Below are 17,827 nucleotides of genomic sequence, written 5' to 3'. Positions count from 1 at the left end.
GATCAATCCGGATCGGCTTTCAGGCCACCCTCGATCCAGCGCGCTTCGGACGCGCGAAGATGCGCGCGAATCGCCGTCTGGGCCGCAATCGGGTCGCCGGCCTGCAGCGCGAGCAGCACGTCCTCGTGCTCGCGCACGGCGGCGGTCCAGGTCTGTGGATTCTCGGCGTGGCCGCGCATGGCGGCCGCGATCGGGTCGTGGCGGCTGTCGAACAGCTCGCCGACGAAGCGGGTGAGCACCGAATTGCCGGCGGCTTCCGCGATCAGCATGTGGAACTGCCGGTCGGCTTCGACCGGCGATTTGCCGGCCTCCGCGAGCCGCTTCATGCGCTGAACGGTGCGGCGCAGGCGCTCGAGCATCGCGGCCGTCATCCGCGCGGCGGCCAGCGCGGCGACGCTGCCTTCGACGGCCGCGCGGGCCTGCATCAATTCCGACGGACTGTCGCCGAGCGTGGCCATCGGGCCGACGTCGTCGGCCGCCGTGTCGCGCACATAGACGCCGGAGCCCATCCGGATTTCGATCTGGCCGCCGATTTCCAGCGCGATCAACGCTTCGCGCAGCGACGGGCGCGATACGCCCAGCGTCAGCGCCAGCTCGCGCTCCGGCGGCAGCCGCTCGCCGATCGCGAATTCGCCCTGACGAATCAGCGCGACGATCTGGGCCGCGACCGATTGGTAAAGCCGCTTGGGTTCTGTCGATTTCATTCGATGGATCGGGATCAAGGCGCTTTTGGCGCAAGCGCGTGTCGCGGAGTCTATCACGCTTGCTGTATCGCCCCGTGCAGCGGCGCGTTCATTCGGATGTCCGGGTTTTCACCATTGGTAAGATCAGATGTGAATAGTTAAATTGGCTTGACCAAAACGGGTTTGATTGCTGTAATTCATCCAAATTGGACTGACCAGGTCGTGTCGAGGTCGATCCACCCCAAGGAGACGCAATGGCAATGCCTCGCAATCTGCCCGGTCAGGCCGCGCCCGACGAAGCCGACCAGGAGATCCTGCGCCTGGACGGGATTCGCAAGCGCTTCCCGGGCGTCCTCGCGCTCGACGGGATTCGCCTCGACCTGCGCCGCGGCGAGGTACATGCGGTGTGCGGCGAAAACGGCGCGGGCAAATCGACGCTGATGAAGATCATCAGCGGCCAATACCTGCCCGACGAGGGTGCCGTTCACTATCGCGGCGCGCCGGTGCGGTTTCGTTCGGCCTCCGAAGCGCAGGCGGCCGGCATCTCGATCATCCACCAGGAACTCAATCTCGTCCCGCACCTGAGCGTGGCGGAGAACCTGTTCCTTGCGCGCGAGCCGCGGCGCGGGCCGTTCGTCGACACGAAACGCATGAACGCGGACGCGGCGCGCTGCATCGCGCGCATCGGCCTGAACGTCGCGCCGACGACGAAGGTCGGCGTGCTGTCCATCGCGCAGCAGCAGATGGTCGAGATCGCGAAGGCGCTGTCGCACGATGCGCGCGTGCTGATCATGGACGAGCCCACGTCGTCGCTGACGGAAGCGGAAACGGTGCAGTTGTTTCGCATCATCGAGGAGCTGCGCGCCGACGGCGTGGCGATCCTGTATATCTCGCACCGGCTCGACGAAATGGCGCAGATCGTCGATCGCGTGACGGTGCTGCGCGACGGGCGTCACATCTCGACGGATGATTTCGCCGACGTGAGCATCGACGACATCGTCGCGCGCATGGTGGGGCGGACGCTCGACGACGCCTATCCGTCCCGGCAATCGGTGCCGACCGACGAGGTGCTGCTCGACGTGCGGGACCTGCGTCGCGACGGCGTGTTCGGGCCGGTGTCGTTCGCGCTGCGCCGTGGCGAGATCCTCGGTTTCGCGGGATTGATGGGCGCCGGGCGCACCGAGATCGCACGCGCGATCTTCGGCGCGGACCGCCCCGATGGCGGCACGATCGCGCTGCACGGCCGGCCCGTGACGATCCGCTCGCCGCGCGAGGCGATCCGGCACGGCATTGCGTACCTGTCGGAGGACCGCAAGAAAGAGGGGCTCGCGCTGCCGATGCCGGTCGCGGCGAATCTCACGCTCGCGAACGTGCGCGGCATCGCGTCGCGTTTCGGATTCCTGCGTTTCGACGACGAGATCGACGTGGCGCGCCGCTACGTGCAGGACCTGGCGATTCGCACGCCGTCCGTGCACCAGCGCGTGCGCAACCTGTCCGGCGGCAACCAGCAGAAGGTCGTCATCGGCAAATGGCTGTACCGCGGCTCGAAGATCCTGTTCTTCGACGAGCCGACGCGCGGGATCGACGTCGGCGCCAAATTCGCCATCTACGGGCTGATGGACCGGCTCGCCGCCGACGGCGTCGGCGTGGTGCTGATCAGTTCGGAACTGCCGGAGCTGCTCGGCATGACCGACCGGATCGCCGTTTTTCACGAAGGTCGAATGACCGCCATTCTCGATACGAAACACACCAGTCAGGAGGAGATCATGCACTACGCGTCGGGGCGTTCCCATGCTTGAAATGACATCCGATCGAAGCCAGGCCGACGAACGGGCGGCGCGACAGCGGCGGCGCGACCTGATCCAGAAGTTCGCGGCGCTGGGCAGTCTCGTCGTGCTCGTGTTCGCGTTCTCGATATCGAGCGCGGCGTTCTTCTCGGTCGACAACCTGATGACCGTCGGCCTGCAGGTCACGTCCATCGCCTATCTGGGCGTGGCCGCCACCTGCGTGATCATCACCGGCGGCATCGACCTGTCGGTCGGCTCGGTGCTCGCGCTGGCCGGCGTCTGTGCCGCGCTGCTGGTCAAGGCCGGCGTGCCGGTGCCCGCCGCGATGGCGGCCGGCATCCTGGTCGGCGCGCTGTGCGGGCTCGTCAACGGCATCTGCGTGACGCAGATGGGCCTGCCGCCATTCATCGCGACGCTCGGCATGATGCTCGTCGCGCGCGGCATCGCGCTCCAGATCACCGGTGCCCGGCCGGTATCGGATCTCGGCGACGCGTTCGGCGCGCTCGGCAACGGCGCGCTGCTGCGGATCTCACGGATCGGCGCGGACGGCTTCCCCGACACGACCTTTCCCGGCATTCCGTATCCGGTCGTGATCATGGTCGTGCTGTTCGTCGTGGTGTCGGTCCTGCTGTCGAGAACGTCGCTCGGCCGTCATATCTACGCGGTCGGGTCGAACGCGGAAGCCGCGCGGCTGTCGGGCGTGAACGTGCCGGGCGTGAAGCTGTTCACCTACGTGCTGTCCGGCGCGCTCGCGGGCGTGACCGGCTGCGTGCTGATGTCGCGGCTCGTCACCGGGCAGCCGAACGAAGGGGTGATGTACGAGCTCGACGCGATCGCCAGCTCGGTCATCGGCGGCACGTCGCTGATGGGCGGCGTCGGCACGATTTCCGGCACGGCGATCGGCGCGTTCGTGATCGGCGTGCTGCGCAACGGCCTGAACATGAACGGCGTGTCGAGCTTCATCCAGCAGATCATCATCGGCGTCGTGATCCTCGGCACGGTGTGGATCGACCAGTTGCGCAATCGCCGGCCCTGACCGGCAGCAAGCAGTCCCTACCAACGAGAAGCGGAGCGAGACATGAACAAATCCATCCTGCTGGCGGCATCGGCGTGCGTGTTCGCGGTGTGCAGCAGCGGCGCGTATGCGGCGGGCGGCGAGATCGCGGTGATCGTCAAGACGGTCAATTCGAACTACTGGCAGAACGTGCAGAAAGGTGCGAAGGCGGCGCTCGACGGCGCCAAGGGCTACACGATGACGTTCCAGGGCCCGGCGGCCGAGTCGGACATCAGCGGGCAGGTCAACATGGTCGACAACGCGGTCACGCGTCACGTGGCGGGCATCGTGCTCGCGCCGTCCGATCCCGATGCGCTCGTGCCCGCGATCAAGAAGGCGTGGGAAGCGCACATTCCCGTCGTGCTGATCGACTCGGCCATCGCCGACGCCGGCAAGCCGTACTACCAGGCGTTCCTGTCGACCGACAACGAGAAGGCGGGCGCACTGTGCGCGAAGGCGCTGATCGACCGCGTCGGGCAGTCCGGCAAGATCGCGATCATGTCGTACGTGCCGGGCGCGGGGTCCGAGGTCAGCCGCGTCGGCGGATTCCGCAAGTACATCGAGAGCCATTCGAAGCTGCAGGTCGTCGGCCCGTACTACTCGCAGTCGCAAATGGCGACCGCGCTGAACCAGACGACCGACGTGCTGTCGGCGAACCCGGACCTGAAGGGCATCTTCGGCGCGAACGAGCCGACCGCGGTCGGGATGGGCCGGGCGCTGAAGCAGTCGGGCAAGGCGGGCAAGGTGGTGGCGATCGGGTTCGACGGCAACGAGGACCTGCAGGGCTTCGTGCGCGACGGCACCGTGCAGGCGATCGCCGTGCAGGGCTCGTGGCAGATGGGGAACCAGGGCGTGCGCACGGCGCTCGACGTGATCGAGCGCAAGCCCGCGCCGAAGCTGATCGATACCGGCGTCGTGATGGTCGACAAGCAGAACCTCGATTCGCAGGCGGCGAAGAACGTCCTGTACTGATCGCCGTGTCTCTTTCCCGCAACCAGTCACGCCTCATGAACGCAAACGATACGCGCACCTTGCCGCGCAGCGGGCTGACGGTGTCCGCGCTCGGCCTCGGCTGCTCGCAGCTCGGCGGCCTTTATCGGCCGATGTCGGCCGCCGATGCCGCAGCCCTCGTCGATGCCGCGTGGGCGGCCGGCCTGCGCTATTTCGACACCGCGCCGTATTACGGCTACACGCTGTCCGAGCGGCGCGTGGGGGCGGGGCTCGCCGCGCGCGAGCGCGGCGCCTTCACGCTCAGCACGAAGGTCGGGCGGCTGATGCGCGCCGACGCGAGCGTGCGGCCGGGCGACGACGGCTGGGCCGAGCCGCTGCCGTTCCGGCCGGTCTACGACTACAGCTACGACGGCATCATGCGCTCGTACGACGACAGCCGGCAACGGCTCGGGCTCGCGCGGATCGACATGCTGTACGTGCACGACATCGGCGCGATGACGCATGGCGATCGTCACGCGCACTACTGGGCGCAGTTGACCCGCGGCGGCGGGTTTCGCGCGCTGGAGGCGCTGCGCTCGGGCGGCGAGATCGGCGGGTTCGGTCTCGGCGTGAACGAATGGGAAGTCGCGGCCGACGCGTTGAACGAAGCGGCGCTCGACGCGGTGCTGCTGGCCGGCCGCTACACGCTGCTCGAACAGACGGCGCTCGAACCGCTGCTCGACGCGTGCGCCCGGCAAGGGACGGCGATCGTGATCGGCGGCGTGTTCAATTCCGGCTTGCTCGCCGGCAACGGCAAGTTCAACTATGCGGATGCGAGCGCCGACGTGATCGACAAGGCGACGCGGCTGGGCGCGCTGTGCAAGCGCTTCGACGTGCCGCTTCCCGCCGCCGCGTTGCAGTTCCCGTTCGGCCATCCGGCCGTCGTGTCGTGCGTGATCGGCGCGCGCAGCGTGGCCCAGTTGAAGCAGAACATCGACTGGTTCGAGCGCCCCGTGCCGGCCGAACTGTGGGATGCGTTGCGCGACGAAGGGTTGATCGCGGCGCACGCGCCGGTTCCGGGAGCCCGCGCATGACCACGCGGATAGACGCCCATCAGCACTACTGGCGAATCGGCGCGCGGGCCGGCTGCTGGCCGCCGGCCGAACTCGACGCGATTCACCGGGATTTCGGCCCGGCCGATCTGGCGCCGCTGCTCGACGCCGCGCGCATCGATACCACCGTCGTCGTGCAATCGCTGCCGAGCGACGCCGACACGCGCTTTCTGCTCGATCTCGCGGCTGACACGCCGACCGTCGGCGCCGTGGTCGGCTGGGTCGACCTGAAGGCCGACGACGCACCGGCGCGGATCGCGGCGTTCGCGGCGGCACCGAAAGCGCGCGGCTTGCGACCGATGCTGCAGGATCTGCCCGACGACGCGTGGATCGACGATCCGCGGCTGGATCGCGCGGTCGCCGCGATGCTCGAGCACGGGTTGCGTTTCGATGCACTCGTGATGCCGCGTCATCTCGATGCGCTGCACGCGTTCGCGCGACGCCATCCGAATCTGCCGATCGTGATCGACCACGGCGCGAAGCCGTTCATCGAGCGCGGCGAATTGCAGCCGTGGCTATCGGCGATGACACGGCTCGCGAGCCTGCCGAACCTTCACTGCAAGCTGTCCGGTCTCTGGACCGAAGCGGGGCCGTCGGCCGGCCCCGATGTCGTCCGCACGCGCACGCGGCCGTATGTCCACGCGCTGGCCGAGCTGTTCGGGCCGACGCGCCTGATGTGGGGCAGCGACTGGCCGGTGCTGCGGCTGGCGTCGGCATGCGGCGGCTACGGCGAATGGCTGGCCGCGTGCGAGGACGATTGCGCGCGGTTGCTCGGCTCCGCGGCATTGCCGGACCTCTTCGGCGGCAACGCACGCCGTTTCTACCGGATCGACACCGCACGCCACGACGAATGAACCCGAACGAAAGGAAAACCGACATGCTCAGCGTGATCTGCGAATCCCCCGGCGTGCTGCGCGTGCAGCAGCGCGAACTGCCCGTGCGCGGCAGCGGCGAAGTGCTGTTGCGCGTGCAACGGGTCGGCATCTGCGGCACCGACCTGCACATCTTCACCGGCAACCAGCCGTACCTCGACTATCCGCGCGTGATGGGTCACGAGCTTTCCGCGGTCGTCGTCGAGGCGGAACCGGAGTCGGGTCTCGGCGCGGGCGACGCGGTGTACGTGATGCCGTATCTGTCGTGCGGACACTGCGTCGCCTGCCGCCACGGCAACACGAACTGCTGCGTGAACATCAAGGTGCTCGGCGTGCATCGCGACGGCGCGCTCGCCGAATACCTGAGCGTTCCCGCGCAGTTCGTTCACAAGGCCGACGGCATTTCGCTCGATCAGGCGGCGATGCTGGAATTCCTTGCGATCGGCGCGCATGCGGTGCGGCGCGCGGACGTCCGTGCCGGACAGCGGGCGCTGATTGTCGGCGCCGGGCCGATCGGCATGGCGGCGATGATCTTCGCGAAGCTGCGCGGCGCCGACGTCACGTGCCTCGACACGCGGGCGGATCGGCTCGCGTTTTGCCGGCAGCATCTAACGGTCGATGCGACGGTGGAGGTGGGGGAAGACGACGCGGCGCGTCTCGCGTCGTTGACGAACGGCGAGTATTTCGACGCGGTATTCGACGCGACCGGCAACCTCGATGCGATGAATCGCGGTTTCGAGTTCGTCGCGCACGGCGGCAAGTACACGTTGATCTCGATCGTGCGCGGGCATGTCGCGTTTTCGGACCCGGAATTCCACAAGCGGGAAACCACGCTGCTCGCGAGCCGCAATGCGACGGCCGAGGATTTCGCGACGGTGCTCGACGCGATGCGCGCGGGGCGCATTCCGGACCGCGCGCTGAACACGCACCGGATGCGGCTCGAGGAGGTGCCGGATGCGCTGCCGCGCCTGCTGGATGCGGGGCAGACCGTCGTGAAGGCGCTCGTCGAATGCTGAACGATCGCATCCGGCACGCGGAGCGCACGCGATGACGCCACCGATCCTGCAGTTCGGCACGAGCCGCTTCCTGCTGGCGCACGTCGACCTGTTCGTGTCCCAGGCGCTGGACGACGGCAACGCGATGGGCGGCATCGGCATCGTGCAGACGACCGGCAATCCGGCCAGCCGCGCCCGCATCGACGCGCTGCGCGCCACCGGCCGTTATCCGGTGCGGATTCGCGGGCGCGAGCACGGCGGCGTGGTCGACGAAGTCGTCGAGTGCCGCGCCGTGCAGCGCGCGTGGGACGCCGGGCGGGACTGGGCGGAGATCCGCGCTGCCGCGATCGAGACGGTGCGCGTCATCGTGTCGAACACCGGCGACGCAGGGTATCGCCCCGATCCGCGCGATACCGTGGACCTGCTGGCCCAGCCGGCGCACGCACCGCACGGCTTTCCGGCGAAGCTGCTCGCGCTGCTGCATGCGCGCTGGCAGGTGCGGCCCGACGATGGCATCACCGTGCTGCCTTGCGAACTGGTGACGAACAACGGCGACACGCTGCGGGACATCGTGCTGGGCCTCGCGCGCCAGTGGCGGCTGCCCGACGCGTTCGCCGACTATCTGTGCAGCCGCTGCGTGTGGGTCAACTCGCTCGTCGACCGCATCGTGTCCGAGCCGCTGCATCCGGTCGGCGCGATCGCGGAGCCCTACGCGCTATGGGCGATCGAACGGCGTGCCGATATGGCGCTGCCGTGCACGCATGCGCAGATCGTCGTCACCGACGATTTGCGCGGCCACGAGCGCCTGAAGCTGTTCTTCCTCAATCTCGGGCACAGCTGGCTCGCGGAGCAGTGGCTCGCGGCAGGGCGCGACGCATCGGAAACGGTGCTGGACGCGATGAACGATGCGCGGCTGCGCGACGGTCTCGAAGCCGTGTGGCGCGATGAAGTCGCGCCGGTTTTCGTGGCGCTGGGCTTGCGCGACACGGCGGAACGCTATGTCGACAGCGTGCGCGAGCGTTTTCTCAATCCGTTTCTCGCGCATCGCATCGCCGATATCGCGGTCAACCATCGGGAGAAGGTGGCGCGGCGGATCGAGCCGCTGCTCGCGCTCGCGGATTCGCTGGCGGTGCCGACTGAACAGCCACGGCTACGGCAACTCGTCGCCCGCTATGAGCCGGCGGCCATCGCAATGACAGGGAGAGATGCATCGTGAAGCAACCGGCAATCGTGATCCTTCACGGCAACGACAACGTCGCCGTCGCACTCGACGCGCTCGCGCCGGAGGTGCCGGTCGACGTGCACGGCGTACCGGTGCGGCCGGCGGCCGCGATACCGGCCGGCCACAAGATCGCCACCGCGCCGATCGCGCGCGGCGACGCGATCGTCAAATGCGGGCAGCCGATCGGTGTCGCGCTGCGCGACATCGCCGCGGGCGAGCATGTTCACGTGCACAACGTCGGGATGCCCGACCGGCATGCGCACGACGACGGGCCGGTCGGCGGCACGCACGACGTTGCCGCGGATCGCCGCGATACCTTCGACGGATTCGTGCGGCCCGACGGCAGCGTGGGGACCCGCAACTACGTCGGCGTGATCGCGAGCGTCAACTGTTCGGCGAGCGTCTGTCATGCGATCGCCGATGCATACCGGCACGGCGCGCTCGATGCGTTCGGTCACGTCGACGGCGTCGTCGCGATTACGCATCAGAGCGGCTGCGGCATGTCGGCGACCGGCGACGGCATCGAACTGCTGCGACGCACGCTCGTCGGCTATGCGCGCAACCCGAATTTCGCCGGCGTGCTGCTCGTCGGCCTCGGGTGCGAGGTCAACCAGGTCGGCGCGCTCGCGCAACGGCTCGACGCGGCAGCGCCGGGCACCTTGCGCACGCTGGTCATCCAGGACGAGGGCGGGGTGCGCGACACCGTGGCCAAAGGCGTGTCGATCGTGCGCGAGTTGCTGGAGCGGGCCGACCGCGCGCGTCGCAGCGCCGTGCCGGCCTCGCGGCTGACGGTCGGCCTGCAGTGCGGCGGGTCCGACGGCTACTCGGGCATCACCGCGAATCCGGCGCTCGGCGCGGCCGTCGATCTGCTGGTCCGCAACGGCGGCACCGCGATTCTGTCCGAGACGCCCGAGATCTACGGCGCGGAGCATCTGCTGATCGCGCGGGCAGCGTCGCGCGACGTGGCCGAGCGCCTGCTTGGCAGGTTGCAGTGGTGGGAGCGCTACGTCGCCGACAACGGCGGCGAAATGAACAACAACCCGTCGCCCGGCAACCTCGCCGGCGGCATCACGACGATTCTCGAGAAATCGCTCGGCGCGGTGTCGAAGGGCGGCCGCTCGCCGCTGCGCGCGGTCTACGACTATGCGGAGCCGGTGCGGCAAGCCGGGCTCGTGTTCATGGATACGCCCGGTTACGACCCGGTGTCGGCCACCGGGCAGATCGCCGGCGGCGCGAATCTCGTGTGCTTCACGACGGGCCGCGGTTCGGTGTTCGGCTCGAAGCCGGTGCCGACGATCAAGATCGCGACGACGACCGGCTTGTTCGAGCGGATGCAGTCGGACATGGATTTCGACAGCGGCGGGATCGTCGCCGGTTCGCTCTCGGTCGGCGAAGCGGGCGAGCGGCTGTTCCGGCTGATGCTCGACGTCGCGTCCGGACGCCGATCCCGCAGCGAGGACAACGGCATCGGCGAACGGGAGTTCGTGCCGTGGCTGCGCGGCGCGGTCATGTGACGCGCAAGGCGGTGTGCGGTCGCGCGCGCAATCGGACGGTAAAGGAGAACCCGCGATGGAAACCAGCATGAGCGAGCCGGCGATCGGCGAAGCCGGCCAAGACGGCTCATTGTCGGAACTGGAGAAGGGGTTGCTGGGCGAGGCGCTGCGGTTGCTCGCCGAAACCCGCGCGCGTGCGCTGGAACTTTGCGCGGAGGTGAGCCGGCGGCAGGGCGGCGCTACACCGGACGTCCACGATTTCAACCTGCCGACGATCATCGAGTTGCAACGGCGCTTCGGTACGCGATCTGGCCCGGACGGCGCCGGCATGGCGGCCTCCAGTCGCTTTGCGTAGCCGAAGCCGAAGCCGCCCGGGGGCGGCACCGTTGCAGGATCGATCGTCTGCGCCGGTTATGCCGCCGACAGCGTGATCGACACGCCCGTCGCGGTGTACACCGGCGTGGCCTTGAACCCGTCGACCGTCACCGTCGCGAACTTCGCGGCAGCCGCCGCGCCGTCGATCAGCGCGATGGTGTCGCCGGCCTTCGGCGCGTAGCCGTTCACGAACTTCACGTGCAGCGTGCCGCCCGCGACGGTGAGCGGCCCGCCCACGCGCAGCCGCCCGCCGCCGTTGCCGTCGATGTCGAGTTCGAGCGTCGTGTTGTCGAGCTGCGTGTAGCGGGTGGCGATCGTCACCGGCGCGGCGGCCGCGATCCGCACGCTGCCGCCCGGGCCGACGTACACGTCGCCTTTGCCGAACGCCGTCGTCGACGCGGCCGCCAGCGTGCCGCCGCTTACCTGCGTGCCGCCCGTATAGGCGTTGTTGCCCGCCAGCGTCAGCGTGCCGCTGCCCTGCAGCGTCAGCTTGCCGGCGCCCGCGACGTCGTTGCGCCACAGGTCGGCGGCATTGAGCCCGCCCTGCGACGCATCCATCGACACGATCACGTTGCCGTTGAACGCGCCGTAGCCGTCGGCCGCCGCGAACAGGTTCAGGCGTCCCCAGCCTTCCGCGTCGTCCATGACCGGATAGCCGGACGGCAGCTCGGTCGTCTTCAGCACGACGCGTCGCTGGTCGGCGCTCAGGTAAGGGAAGCGCGTCTGCAGCAGGATTTCCGCGCCTTTCGGCACGACCGGCGGTGCGTTCGTCGATTCGATCGCGCCGAAGCCGAAGGTCATGCGGCGCAGGAACGCGGTCTTGTTCGCCGTGTAGTCGGCGAACCGGTCGGTGGCCGTCGTGCCCGAGTGCGCGAATGCGGAGAAGGTCGTGGCGCTCGTGCCGGTCAGTTGCTGCAGCGTCTGATGCGCTTGCGTGTAGGCGGCCTGCGCGTCGCCGGCGTACGCGGTCAGGTTCGCCGCGCTGATGGCCAGCGCGAGCGTGCGGCCGCCGATCACGTCGAGCGGCGAATGCATGCCGGCGAGAATCCGGTTCTCGCCCAGTTCGAGGCCGCGGCTGACCATTTCCTGGAAGCGTTCCGGCACGAGCCACGCCATCGTCGTCGCATCGCGCACGGCCTCGGCCGTGTGGCCGCTGACGAAGCCGCCGTCGGTCGCGGGCGTCGTGCTTTCGGCCGGCACGAGCGTCGGCGCGACGACCACACTCGTGCTCCAGCGGTACGGGCGCGCGTATTTGAAGAAGCGCTTCGACGGCTCGGTCGACGCGTTGTTGCCCATTTCGTTGAGCAGGTCGACGACCTTGCCGAAGCTGGCGTTGCCGCTGCTGCTGCCGACGCCGACGTTGTTGCCGGAATCGTTGTACAGCACGGTCGTCGCATCGGCGGGCACGCTGGTGATGCTGGTCGTCTGCTGGGCCGCGGTGCGCCACGCGGCGGTGAGCGGGCCCATGCCGTCGGTCACGCTGTATCCCTTGCCGCGCCGGTCGTCGTAGTACGCGGCATCGGCCTGTTGCGGCGTACGCGCGGTCGTCGCGTTGATCACGTACTGCACGTTGGCCGACAGCACCGCATCGTTCAGGATCGTGCCGCACGGCACGCCGCTGTTCGGCAGTCCGGAGCACGTCGACGGCGAGATGGCCGGGAACGCGCCGTTCGCCGGCGCGCTCACGCCCGCGTCGACCAGCATCGTCGCCGGCTGCCACAGATCGAGGAAACGGCTCAACACGCGCACCGCGGCGTTGGTCGACAGCGTCGCATAGCGCGCATCGCCGCGCTGGTTGGTCGCGACGTTGTCGACGAAAGCGGGTGCGCTCGGGATCGGCGCGCTGTCGACGAAGCCGGGGGCGGCGGGCGGCGCGGGAACGGCCGCGGCGATCGTGCCGGTCGACGTGACGTCGTCGCCGCCGCCGCAGGCAGCCAGTACGATCGCACTCGACAATGCCGCGACGTGCAGCGGGAAACGGCTTCGTGACGCAAACATGCAAGACTCCATCCTGATGGTAGAAGATGGAGGATTGTGGTGAGCGATCGTTACGCGGTCGTTACGGAATTGTTTCGCGTCGCACGCGGCCAGCGAAAATTCCCACTATCTGGTTAATTTCCGATGCTTAACATGACGGACGCCGGAATCCATGGCGTCCGTCATCGATACAGGGCGGCGGGCGCCGGCTTATGCACCGGCCGTGCGCGTGTCCAGCCGGAACAGCGAGACGGCCTCGGCAAGCCGGTTTCCCTGTTCCTCGAGCGATTTCGATGCGGCGGCGGCCTGTTCGACGAGCGCCGCATTCTGCTGCGTGACTTCGTCCATTTGCGTGATGGCCAGATTGACCTGCTCGATGCCGCGGCTCTGCTCGCTCGACGCCGCGGCGATCTCGCCCATGATGTCGGTCACGCGCGAGATCGCATGCGTGACCTGGCTCATCGTCTCGCCCGCGTTGTTCGCGATATGCGAGCCATCCTGGATTTTCTGGACCGATTGCGAGATCAGTTCGCGAATTTCCTTCGCGGCGCTCGACGAACGCTGCGCCAGACTCCTGACTTCGCTTGCCACCACCGCGAAGCCGCGGCCCTGTTCGCCGGCGCGGGCGGCCTCGACAGCTGCGTTGAGCGCGAGAATGTTGGTCTGGAATGCGATTCCTTCGATGATGCCGGTGATCTCGGCGATCTTGGCGGAGCTTGCGCTGATGTCCGTCATCGTGTCGACCATCAGGCCGACCGCCGTGCTGCCGCGCTGGGCGACCTCCGATGCATTGTTGGCCAGGCCGCTCGCCTGCTGCGCGTTGTCGGCGTTCAGGCGCACGGTGGACGTCAACTGCTCCATGCTCGACGCGGTTTCCTGCAACGAGGCCGCCTGCTGTTCCGTGCGGGAGGAGAGATCCTGGTTGCCGGACGCGATTTCGCCGGCCCCGGTCGCGACGTTGCCCGATGCGGTACGGACTTCCGAGATCAGGCGAATCAGGTTCGCCTGCATGTCCCGCATGGAAGCCAGCACGCTGCCGGCCGGCGCGGCGCCGGTCGAGGATTCGGCGGCGAGGTTGCCGGCGGCGATATGGCCGGCGATCTCGCTGAGCGCGGCGGGCTCCGTGCCCAGTGCGCGCAGCAGGCCGCGGGTGATGAAGAGGCCCGAGATCGCGGCGGCCGCGGCGGCGGCGATGCAGATCGCGATCAGCATCAGCCGTCGCGAGGTATAGCGGTCGTCCGATTCCTTCACCAGTTGGCCGGCCCGCAAGCGCGTGTACGTCGCATACGCGTCGGTGGCCGCGACGAGCTGGGCCAGCAGCGGTCGGCACTGTTCGTTGATCATCGTGATCGCCTGGTCGCGCCGGTTGTTCGCCGCTGCGTCGACGATGGCGCGTGCCACCGGGCCGTACTGCGCCTCGACCGCCCCGATTTGCCGAACCAGTTCGCGAGACTTGTCGGACGCGCCGCTTCCCTCGCGGACCGCATTCGTCAGTTCGCCCATCAGCGCGCCGACTTCGCGGTCGGCCTGCAGTGCGGCCTCCTTCTCGAGGTCCGCGTCGCGCGGGCTGGCCGCGAGCACCTGGTTGCGGGCGGCGATCGCGCGTCGGTCGACCGCGAAGCGAATCTTGTCCGCCAGCGTCGCACGGGCGTTGGTGCCGTTGACATAGTCGTCGAATGCCGCGTTCGCGTTGCCGAGCGAGACGATGCCGAGGAGGGAGACGAGCACGACCGTGCACGTAAGAAGTCCGAAAGCCATGATCAGCTTCGTGCGAACCGTTAATCGTCGATCGTTCATAGGAAGAATCCAGTTGTGGGTATTAAATAGATTTCCTGATTAACGGAACGGGGGGCGAACAGTTTAGGACCGTCGCTCGAGGCAATCGTTTGCGGGTTGCCTGTCGTCAAAAAAATCCGGCAGCGCTCCGCATTCGTCACGCCGAACGGACGAACGGCTCCGTTTTCGCGTACCACAACCGGTTTCTGCCTCGGCGTACCCGTGCCGGTCGCCGTCCGTCCGGCATTGCTCAACTTCCCGCCGCCGGTGCCGTTAAACGGATCAGGGTCGCCCTTTTCAGCGATCCAGTTCAATCATGCGGTAACGGAGACCGAAGTCATCATGCTGTCATCAATTCGCGCACGGATCCTGGCGACGTGTGTCGCCATCGTCGTGACGGCGCTGGCCGTCACCGGCGGGCTCGTCTATTACGTCGTCAAGACCCACAACGACGAGGCCATCGACCAGAATCACAAATCGATCCTCGCCGGGCATGCGCTTGCGATCGACGAATGGGTGACGAGCCGCGCGCGCGAAACCCAGGCGCTGGCGGACACGATCGCGATCGGCGAGGGCGACCCGGTGCCGGCATTGAAGCTGCTCGGCAAGTCGGGCGGCTTCGAGGTGCTGACGCTCGGCCTGCCGGACAAGACGGCGTTTTCCAACGTGCCGCTCGCGCCCGGCTACGATCCGACCGCGCGGCCCTGGTACAAGCAGGCCGTCGGCGCGGGCCGTCTGGTCGTGACGGCGCTCTATCGCGATGCGACGAGCGGCAAGCCGGCCGTGGCGTTCGCGGTGCCCGTGGTGCGCGACGGCACGGTGAAGGGTGTGCTGGCAGCCAGCCTGTTCATGGAGAACGTGAGTTCGATCGTGACTTCCGTTCACCCGACCCCGGCGAGCTTTGCATTCCTGGTGGACAAGGGCGGCCGCGTGATCGCGTCGGCCAAGACCGACCTGATCATGAAGCCGGCCACCGGTCTCTCGCCGGAACTCGATGCCGACCACCTCGGCGCGCTGCAGACGGCAGCCGCGCCCGTCGCGGTCGACATCGACGGCGCCGCCAAATTGATGCGCGCGCAACCGATCGTCGGCACCGACTGGTCGCTGGTACTCGCGCTCGACAAGGGCGACGTGACGGCCGGCATGCGAGCGGTCGCGACGACGACGCTGCTGGCAATCGTGATCGTCGCCATCATCGCGGCCGCGCTCGTCGGCGCGATGACGAACGCGGCCTTCAAGCGCATCCTGATGGTGCGCGATGCGCTCACGGACGTATCGAGCGGCAGCGGCGACCTGACGAAGCGCCTGCCCGCCGACGGCACGGACGAAGCCGCGCAGATCGCGCGGGCGTTCAACGCATTCGCCGAGAAGATCAGCGCGATCCTGCTGCAGATCCGCGCGTTCAGCACGTCCGTCAACCTCGCGAGCGCCGAGATCGCCCAGGGCAACCAGGATCTGTCGGCCCGCACCGAACACGCGGCGTCGAGCCTGCAGGAAACCGCCGCCGCACTCGAGGAGATCGCCGGCACGGCCCGCAACTCGGCCGATGCGGCGAGCCAGGTGAACCGCCTGGCGGAGTCGGCGTCGGATGTCGCGCTGCGGGGCGGTACGGTCGTGCGCGAAGTCGTGTCGACGATGAGCGACATCACGCAGGCGTCGGCAGAGATCGCCAACATCGTCGGCGTGATCGACGGCATCGCGTTCCAGACCAACATTCTCGCGTTGAACGCCGCCGTCGAGGCGGCCCGCGCGAACGAGCACGGCCGCGGCTTCGCGGTCGTCGCCGGGGAGGTGCGTGCGCTCGCGCAGCGCAGCGCGCAGGCCGCGCGGGAAATCAAGCAGCTGATCCACTCGTCGGTCGAGAAGATCGAGGGCGGCTCCGGGCTGGTCCAGACGGCCGGGGCGACGATGGACGAAATCGTCGACGGCGTGCGCAACATCACCAGCGTGATCGCCGAAATCAGCGTCGCCGCGAAGGAGCAGAGCACGGGGCTCGAGCAGGTGAATCAGGCGGTGTCGCAGCTCGACGATACGACGCAGCAGAACGCGGCGCTCGTCGAGCAATCGGCGGCTGCGGCGACGTCGCTGCGCGAGCAGGCGGCCCGGCTCGCGCAGACGGTCGGGGAGTTCAAGCTGGCGGAGCGTGCGGTGCCGGCGTGACGGGCGGCTTGACGGGGCGGGCAGGCCCCGGTTTCCTGCGAGGCGCCGGCGGAACAGCGCGCGGCCGCGAAGCCGGCCGGCATGCCCGCCGACGGCGGGCCGAATCGCGCCCCTATCCTGCGCCGATCCGCGGGTGCGCCGCCCACGCCGCGGCTGACTGCAATCGATCGCGGGCGGGGAGGCCGTATCGCCGTCGTTCCGGTCAGGCCAGCAGCCCGCGTGCCGCCAGATTCGCATACAGCGCACGCACGCCGAAGGTCCATGGCGCGATCTCCGTGCAAAGCCGCACGGTGTTGACGAGCGCGCCGAGCGCGGGCGTGGAGATCGTCACGCGGTCGCCCAGGTGATGCGTGAAGCCGCCGCCGGGCGCATCGCGATCCTGGATCGGCGAGAACATCGTGCCGAGGAACAGCATGAAGCCGTCCGGATACTGGTGATGCGCGCCGCAGGTCTGTGCGACGAGGTCGGCCGGGTCGCGGCTGATTTCGCGCATGTGGCTGATGCCGTCGAGCACGAAGCCGTCGTCCGCGCCTTCGACGCGCAGCGACACGCTGCATTCTCGTACGCTGTCGAGCGTGAAGCCGTCATCGAACAGCCTCACGAACGGGCCGATCGCGCACGAGCCGTTGTTGTCCTTGCATTTGCCGAGCAGCAGCGCGGAGCGGCCTTCGATGTCGCGCAGGTTCACGTCGTTGCCGAGCGTCGCGCCCACCGGCCTGCCGTCGCTGGCGACCGCCAGCACGATCTCCGGTTCCGGGTTATTCCACACCGATACGGGCAGCAGCCCGACGTCCGCACCGAAGCCGACCGCGGACATCGGCTGCGCCTTGGAGAACACCTCGGCATCCGGGCCGATGCCGACTTCCATGTATTGCGACCACGCGCCGCGGCGCTCGAGTTCCGTCTTCAGGCGCAGCGCGGCTTCCGAGCCGGGCACGATCTTCGACAGGTCGGTGCCGATGGTCGCGGCGATGGTGTCGCGTACCTCTCGCGCTTTCGCCGGATCGCCGCCGGCCTGTTCCTCGATCACGCGCTCGATCAGGCTGACCGCAAAGGTCACGCCGCACGCCTTGACGGCCTGCACGTCGCACGGCGCGAGCAGGTGCGTGGCGCCCGGCGTGCCGTCGAGCGCCGCCTGCAGCAGCGGCTCGACGCGGCCGAGCGATTCGCCGGAAGCGGTGCGCGCGAGCGCGACTGCGTCGGGCCGGTCGAACAGGTCCGCGGTGGTCGGCACGGTGCGCGTGATGTCGAACACTTCGCCGCCGCGCACGGCGACGACGCTCGGGCCCGCGTGGGCGCCGTCGTGCCGCCAGACGCGGCCGATCAGCAGCGCGTGGTCGAGGTCGTGCGGCAGGCAGTCGGAAACGGAAGGAGTACGCATGGTCAGCTCG

At 68.5% G+C, this 17,827-nt stretch carries 15 protein-coding genes; 10 read left to right on the top strand and 5 right to left on the bottom strand.

Features of this window, described 5'->3' with window-relative positions; translation table 11 throughout:
• Window positions 1-2 precede the first annotated feature (2 nt).
• Window positions 3-704, bottom strand: a complete 702-nt coding sequence (locus BLS50_RS32115) for a FadR/GntR family transcriptional regulator (protein WP_011549869.1) — start codon at window positions 702-704, stop codon at window positions 3-5.
• 233 nt (window positions 705-937) lie between these two features.
• Between BLS50_RS32115 and BLS50_RS32110 the strand changes: the two genes are divergently transcribed.
• The 9 genes from BLS50_RS32110 to BLS50_RS32070 are packed head-to-tail and all read left to right on the top strand — an operon-like array spanning window position 938 to window position 10,503.
• On the top strand, window positions 938-2,482 hold the full coding sequence (locus BLS50_RS32110; RefSeq protein ID WP_027810442.1) for a sugar ABC transporter ATP-binding protein: 1,545 nt from the start codon (window positions 938-940) through the stop codon (window positions 2,480-2,482).
• The gene (locus tag BLS50_RS32105; RefSeq protein ID WP_027810441.1) at window positions 2,475-3,506 is read left to right on the top strand and encodes an ABC transporter permease; all 1,032 of its coding nucleotides are present in this window, start codon (window positions 2,475-2,477) and stop codon (window positions 3,504-3,506) included. Before BLS50_RS32110 ends, BLS50_RS32105 begins: the two co-directional genes overlap by 8 nt.
• Before the next feature lie 42 nt (window positions 3,507-3,548).
• Complete coding sequence (locus tag BLS50_RS32100) at window positions 3,549-4,496, top strand: ABC transporter substrate-binding protein (protein ID WP_011549866.1); 948 nt, start codon at window positions 3,549-3,551, stop codon at window positions 4,494-4,496.
• A gap of 35 nt (window positions 4,497-4,531) precedes the next feature.
• Window positions 4,532-5,548, top strand: a complete 1,017-nt coding sequence (locus BLS50_RS32095; protein ID WP_027810440.1) for an aldo/keto reductase — start codon at window positions 4,532-4,534, stop codon at window positions 5,546-5,548.
• Window positions 5,545-6,420 (top strand): amidohydrolase family protein, encoded by an 876-nt coding sequence (locus BLS50_RS32090; protein ID WP_027810439.1) that lies wholly within the window; start codon window positions 5,545-5,547, stop codon window positions 6,418-6,420. Before BLS50_RS32095 ends, BLS50_RS32090 begins: the two co-directional genes overlap by 4 nt.
• Window positions 6,421-6,443: 23 nt before the next feature.
• The gene (locus BLS50_RS32085) at window positions 6,444-7,454 is read left to right on the top strand and encodes a zinc-binding alcohol dehydrogenase family protein (RefSeq protein ID WP_027810438.1); all 1,011 of its coding nucleotides are present in this window, start codon (window positions 6,444-6,446) and stop codon (window positions 7,452-7,454) included.
• A gap of 31 nt (window positions 7,455-7,485) precedes the next feature.
• Entirely contained in the window at window positions 7,486-8,649 is a 1,164-nt protein-coding gene (locus tag BLS50_RS32080) for a mannitol dehydrogenase family protein (protein ID WP_074807656.1), read from the top strand.
• Entirely contained in the window at window positions 8,646-10,169 is a 1,524-nt protein-coding gene (locus BLS50_RS32075) for a UxaA family hydrolase (protein WP_074807654.1), read from the top strand. The genes BLS50_RS32080 and BLS50_RS32075 overlap by 4 nt, the downstream gene beginning before the upstream one ends.
• A gap of 55 nt (window positions 10,170-10,224) precedes the next feature.
• Window positions 10,225-10,503, top strand: coding sequence for a hypothetical protein (locus BLS50_RS32070; protein ID WP_074807652.1), 279 nt, complete (start codon window positions 10,225-10,227; stop codon window positions 10,501-10,503).
• A 56-nt stretch (window positions 10,504-10,559) separates the two neighbouring features.
• On the opposite strand, the gene BLS50_RS32065 is transcribed toward BLS50_RS32070, so the two are convergent.
• From BLS50_RS32065 to BLS50_RS35755, 3 genes are all read right to left on the bottom strand, one after another.
• Window positions 10,560-12,521, bottom strand: a complete 1,962-nt coding sequence (locus tag BLS50_RS32065) for a phosphatase PAP2 family protein (RefSeq protein WP_074807649.1) — start codon at window positions 12,519-12,521, stop codon at window positions 10,560-10,562.
• Window positions 12,522-12,710: 189 nt separating this feature from the next.
• A complete protein-coding gene (locus BLS50_RS32060) occupies window positions 12,711-14,297 on the bottom strand; it encodes a methyl-accepting chemotaxis protein (RefSeq protein ID WP_074807646.1) in 1,587 nt (528 codons plus the stop codon).
• Window positions 14,294-14,590, bottom strand: a complete 297-nt coding sequence (locus BLS50_RS35755) for a hypothetical protein (RefSeq protein WP_143028396.1) — start codon at window positions 14,588-14,590, stop codon at window positions 14,294-14,296. Before BLS50_RS35755 ends, BLS50_RS32060 begins: the two co-directional genes overlap by 4 nt.
• A 28-nt stretch (window positions 14,591-14,618) precedes the next feature.
• On the opposite strand from BLS50_RS35755, the gene BLS50_RS32055 reads away from it, so the two are divergent.
• The gene (locus tag BLS50_RS32055) at window positions 14,619-16,436 is read left to right on the top strand and encodes a methyl-accepting chemotaxis protein (RefSeq protein WP_074807643.1); all 1,818 of its coding nucleotides are present in this window, start codon (window positions 14,619-14,621) and stop codon (window positions 16,434-16,436) included.
• 202 nt (window positions 16,437-16,638) lie between these two features.
• On the opposite strand, the gene BLS50_RS32050 is transcribed toward BLS50_RS32055, so the two are convergent.
• Window positions 16,639-17,817, bottom strand: a complete 1,179-nt coding sequence (locus BLS50_RS32050) for a fumarylacetoacetate hydrolase family protein (RefSeq protein WP_074807640.1) — start codon at window positions 17,815-17,817, stop codon at window positions 16,639-16,641.
• Window positions 17,818-17,827: the final 10 nt, after the last annotated feature.

Origin of the sequence: Burkholderia orbicola (genome assembly GCF_900100915.1) — a bacterium.
Lineage (GTDB): Bacteria > Pseudomonadota > Gammaproteobacteria > Burkholderiales > Burkholderiaceae > Burkholderia > Burkholderia orbicola.
This window is presented reverse-complemented; position numbering and strand designations above follow the sequence as displayed.

Coding starts and splice junctions, on each gene's coding strand:
- BLS50_RS32115 (WP_011549869.1), bottom strand. CDS start 704: ATGAAATCGACAGAACCCAAGCGGCTTTACCAATCGGTCGCGGCCCAG.
- BLS50_RS32110 (WP_027810442.1), top strand. CDS start 938: ATGGCAATGCCTCGCAATCTGCCCGGTCAGGCCGCGCCCGACGAAGCC.
- BLS50_RS32105 (WP_027810441.1), top strand. CDS start 2,475: ATGCTTGAAATGACATCCGATCGAAGCCAGGCCGACGAACGGGCGGCG.
- BLS50_RS32100 (WP_011549866.1), top strand. CDS start 3,549: ATGAACAAATCCATCCTGCTGGCGGCATCGGCGTGCGTGTTCGCGGTG.
- BLS50_RS32095 (WP_027810440.1), top strand. CDS start 4,532: ATGAACGCAAACGATACGCGCACCTTGCCGCGCAGCGGGCTGACGGTG.
- BLS50_RS32090 (WP_027810439.1), top strand. CDS start 5,545: ATGACCACGCGGATAGACGCCCATCAGCACTACTGGCGAATCGGCGCG.
- BLS50_RS32085 (WP_027810438.1), top strand. CDS start 6,444: ATGCTCAGCGTGATCTGCGAATCCCCCGGCGTGCTGCGCGTGCAGCAG.
- BLS50_RS32080 (WP_074807656.1), top strand. CDS start 7,486: ATGACGCCACCGATCCTGCAGTTCGGCACGAGCCGCTTCCTGCTGGCG.
- BLS50_RS32070 (WP_074807652.1), top strand. CDS start 10,225: ATGGAAACCAGCATGAGCGAGCCGGCGATCGGCGAAGCCGGCCAAGAC.
- BLS50_RS32065 (WP_074807649.1), bottom strand. CDS start 12,521: ATGTTTGCGTCACGAAGCCGTTTCCCGCTGCACGTCGCGGCATTGTCG.
- BLS50_RS32060 (WP_074807646.1), bottom strand. CDS start 14,297: ATGAACGATCGACGATTAACGGTTCGCACGAAGCTGATCATGGCTTTC.
- BLS50_RS32055 (WP_074807643.1), top strand. CDS start 14,619: ATGCTGTCATCAATTCGCGCACGGATCCTGGCGACGTGTGTCGCCATC.
- BLS50_RS32050 (WP_074807640.1), bottom strand. CDS start 17,817: ATGCGTACTCCTTCCGTTTCCGACTGCCTGCCGCACGACCTCGACCAC.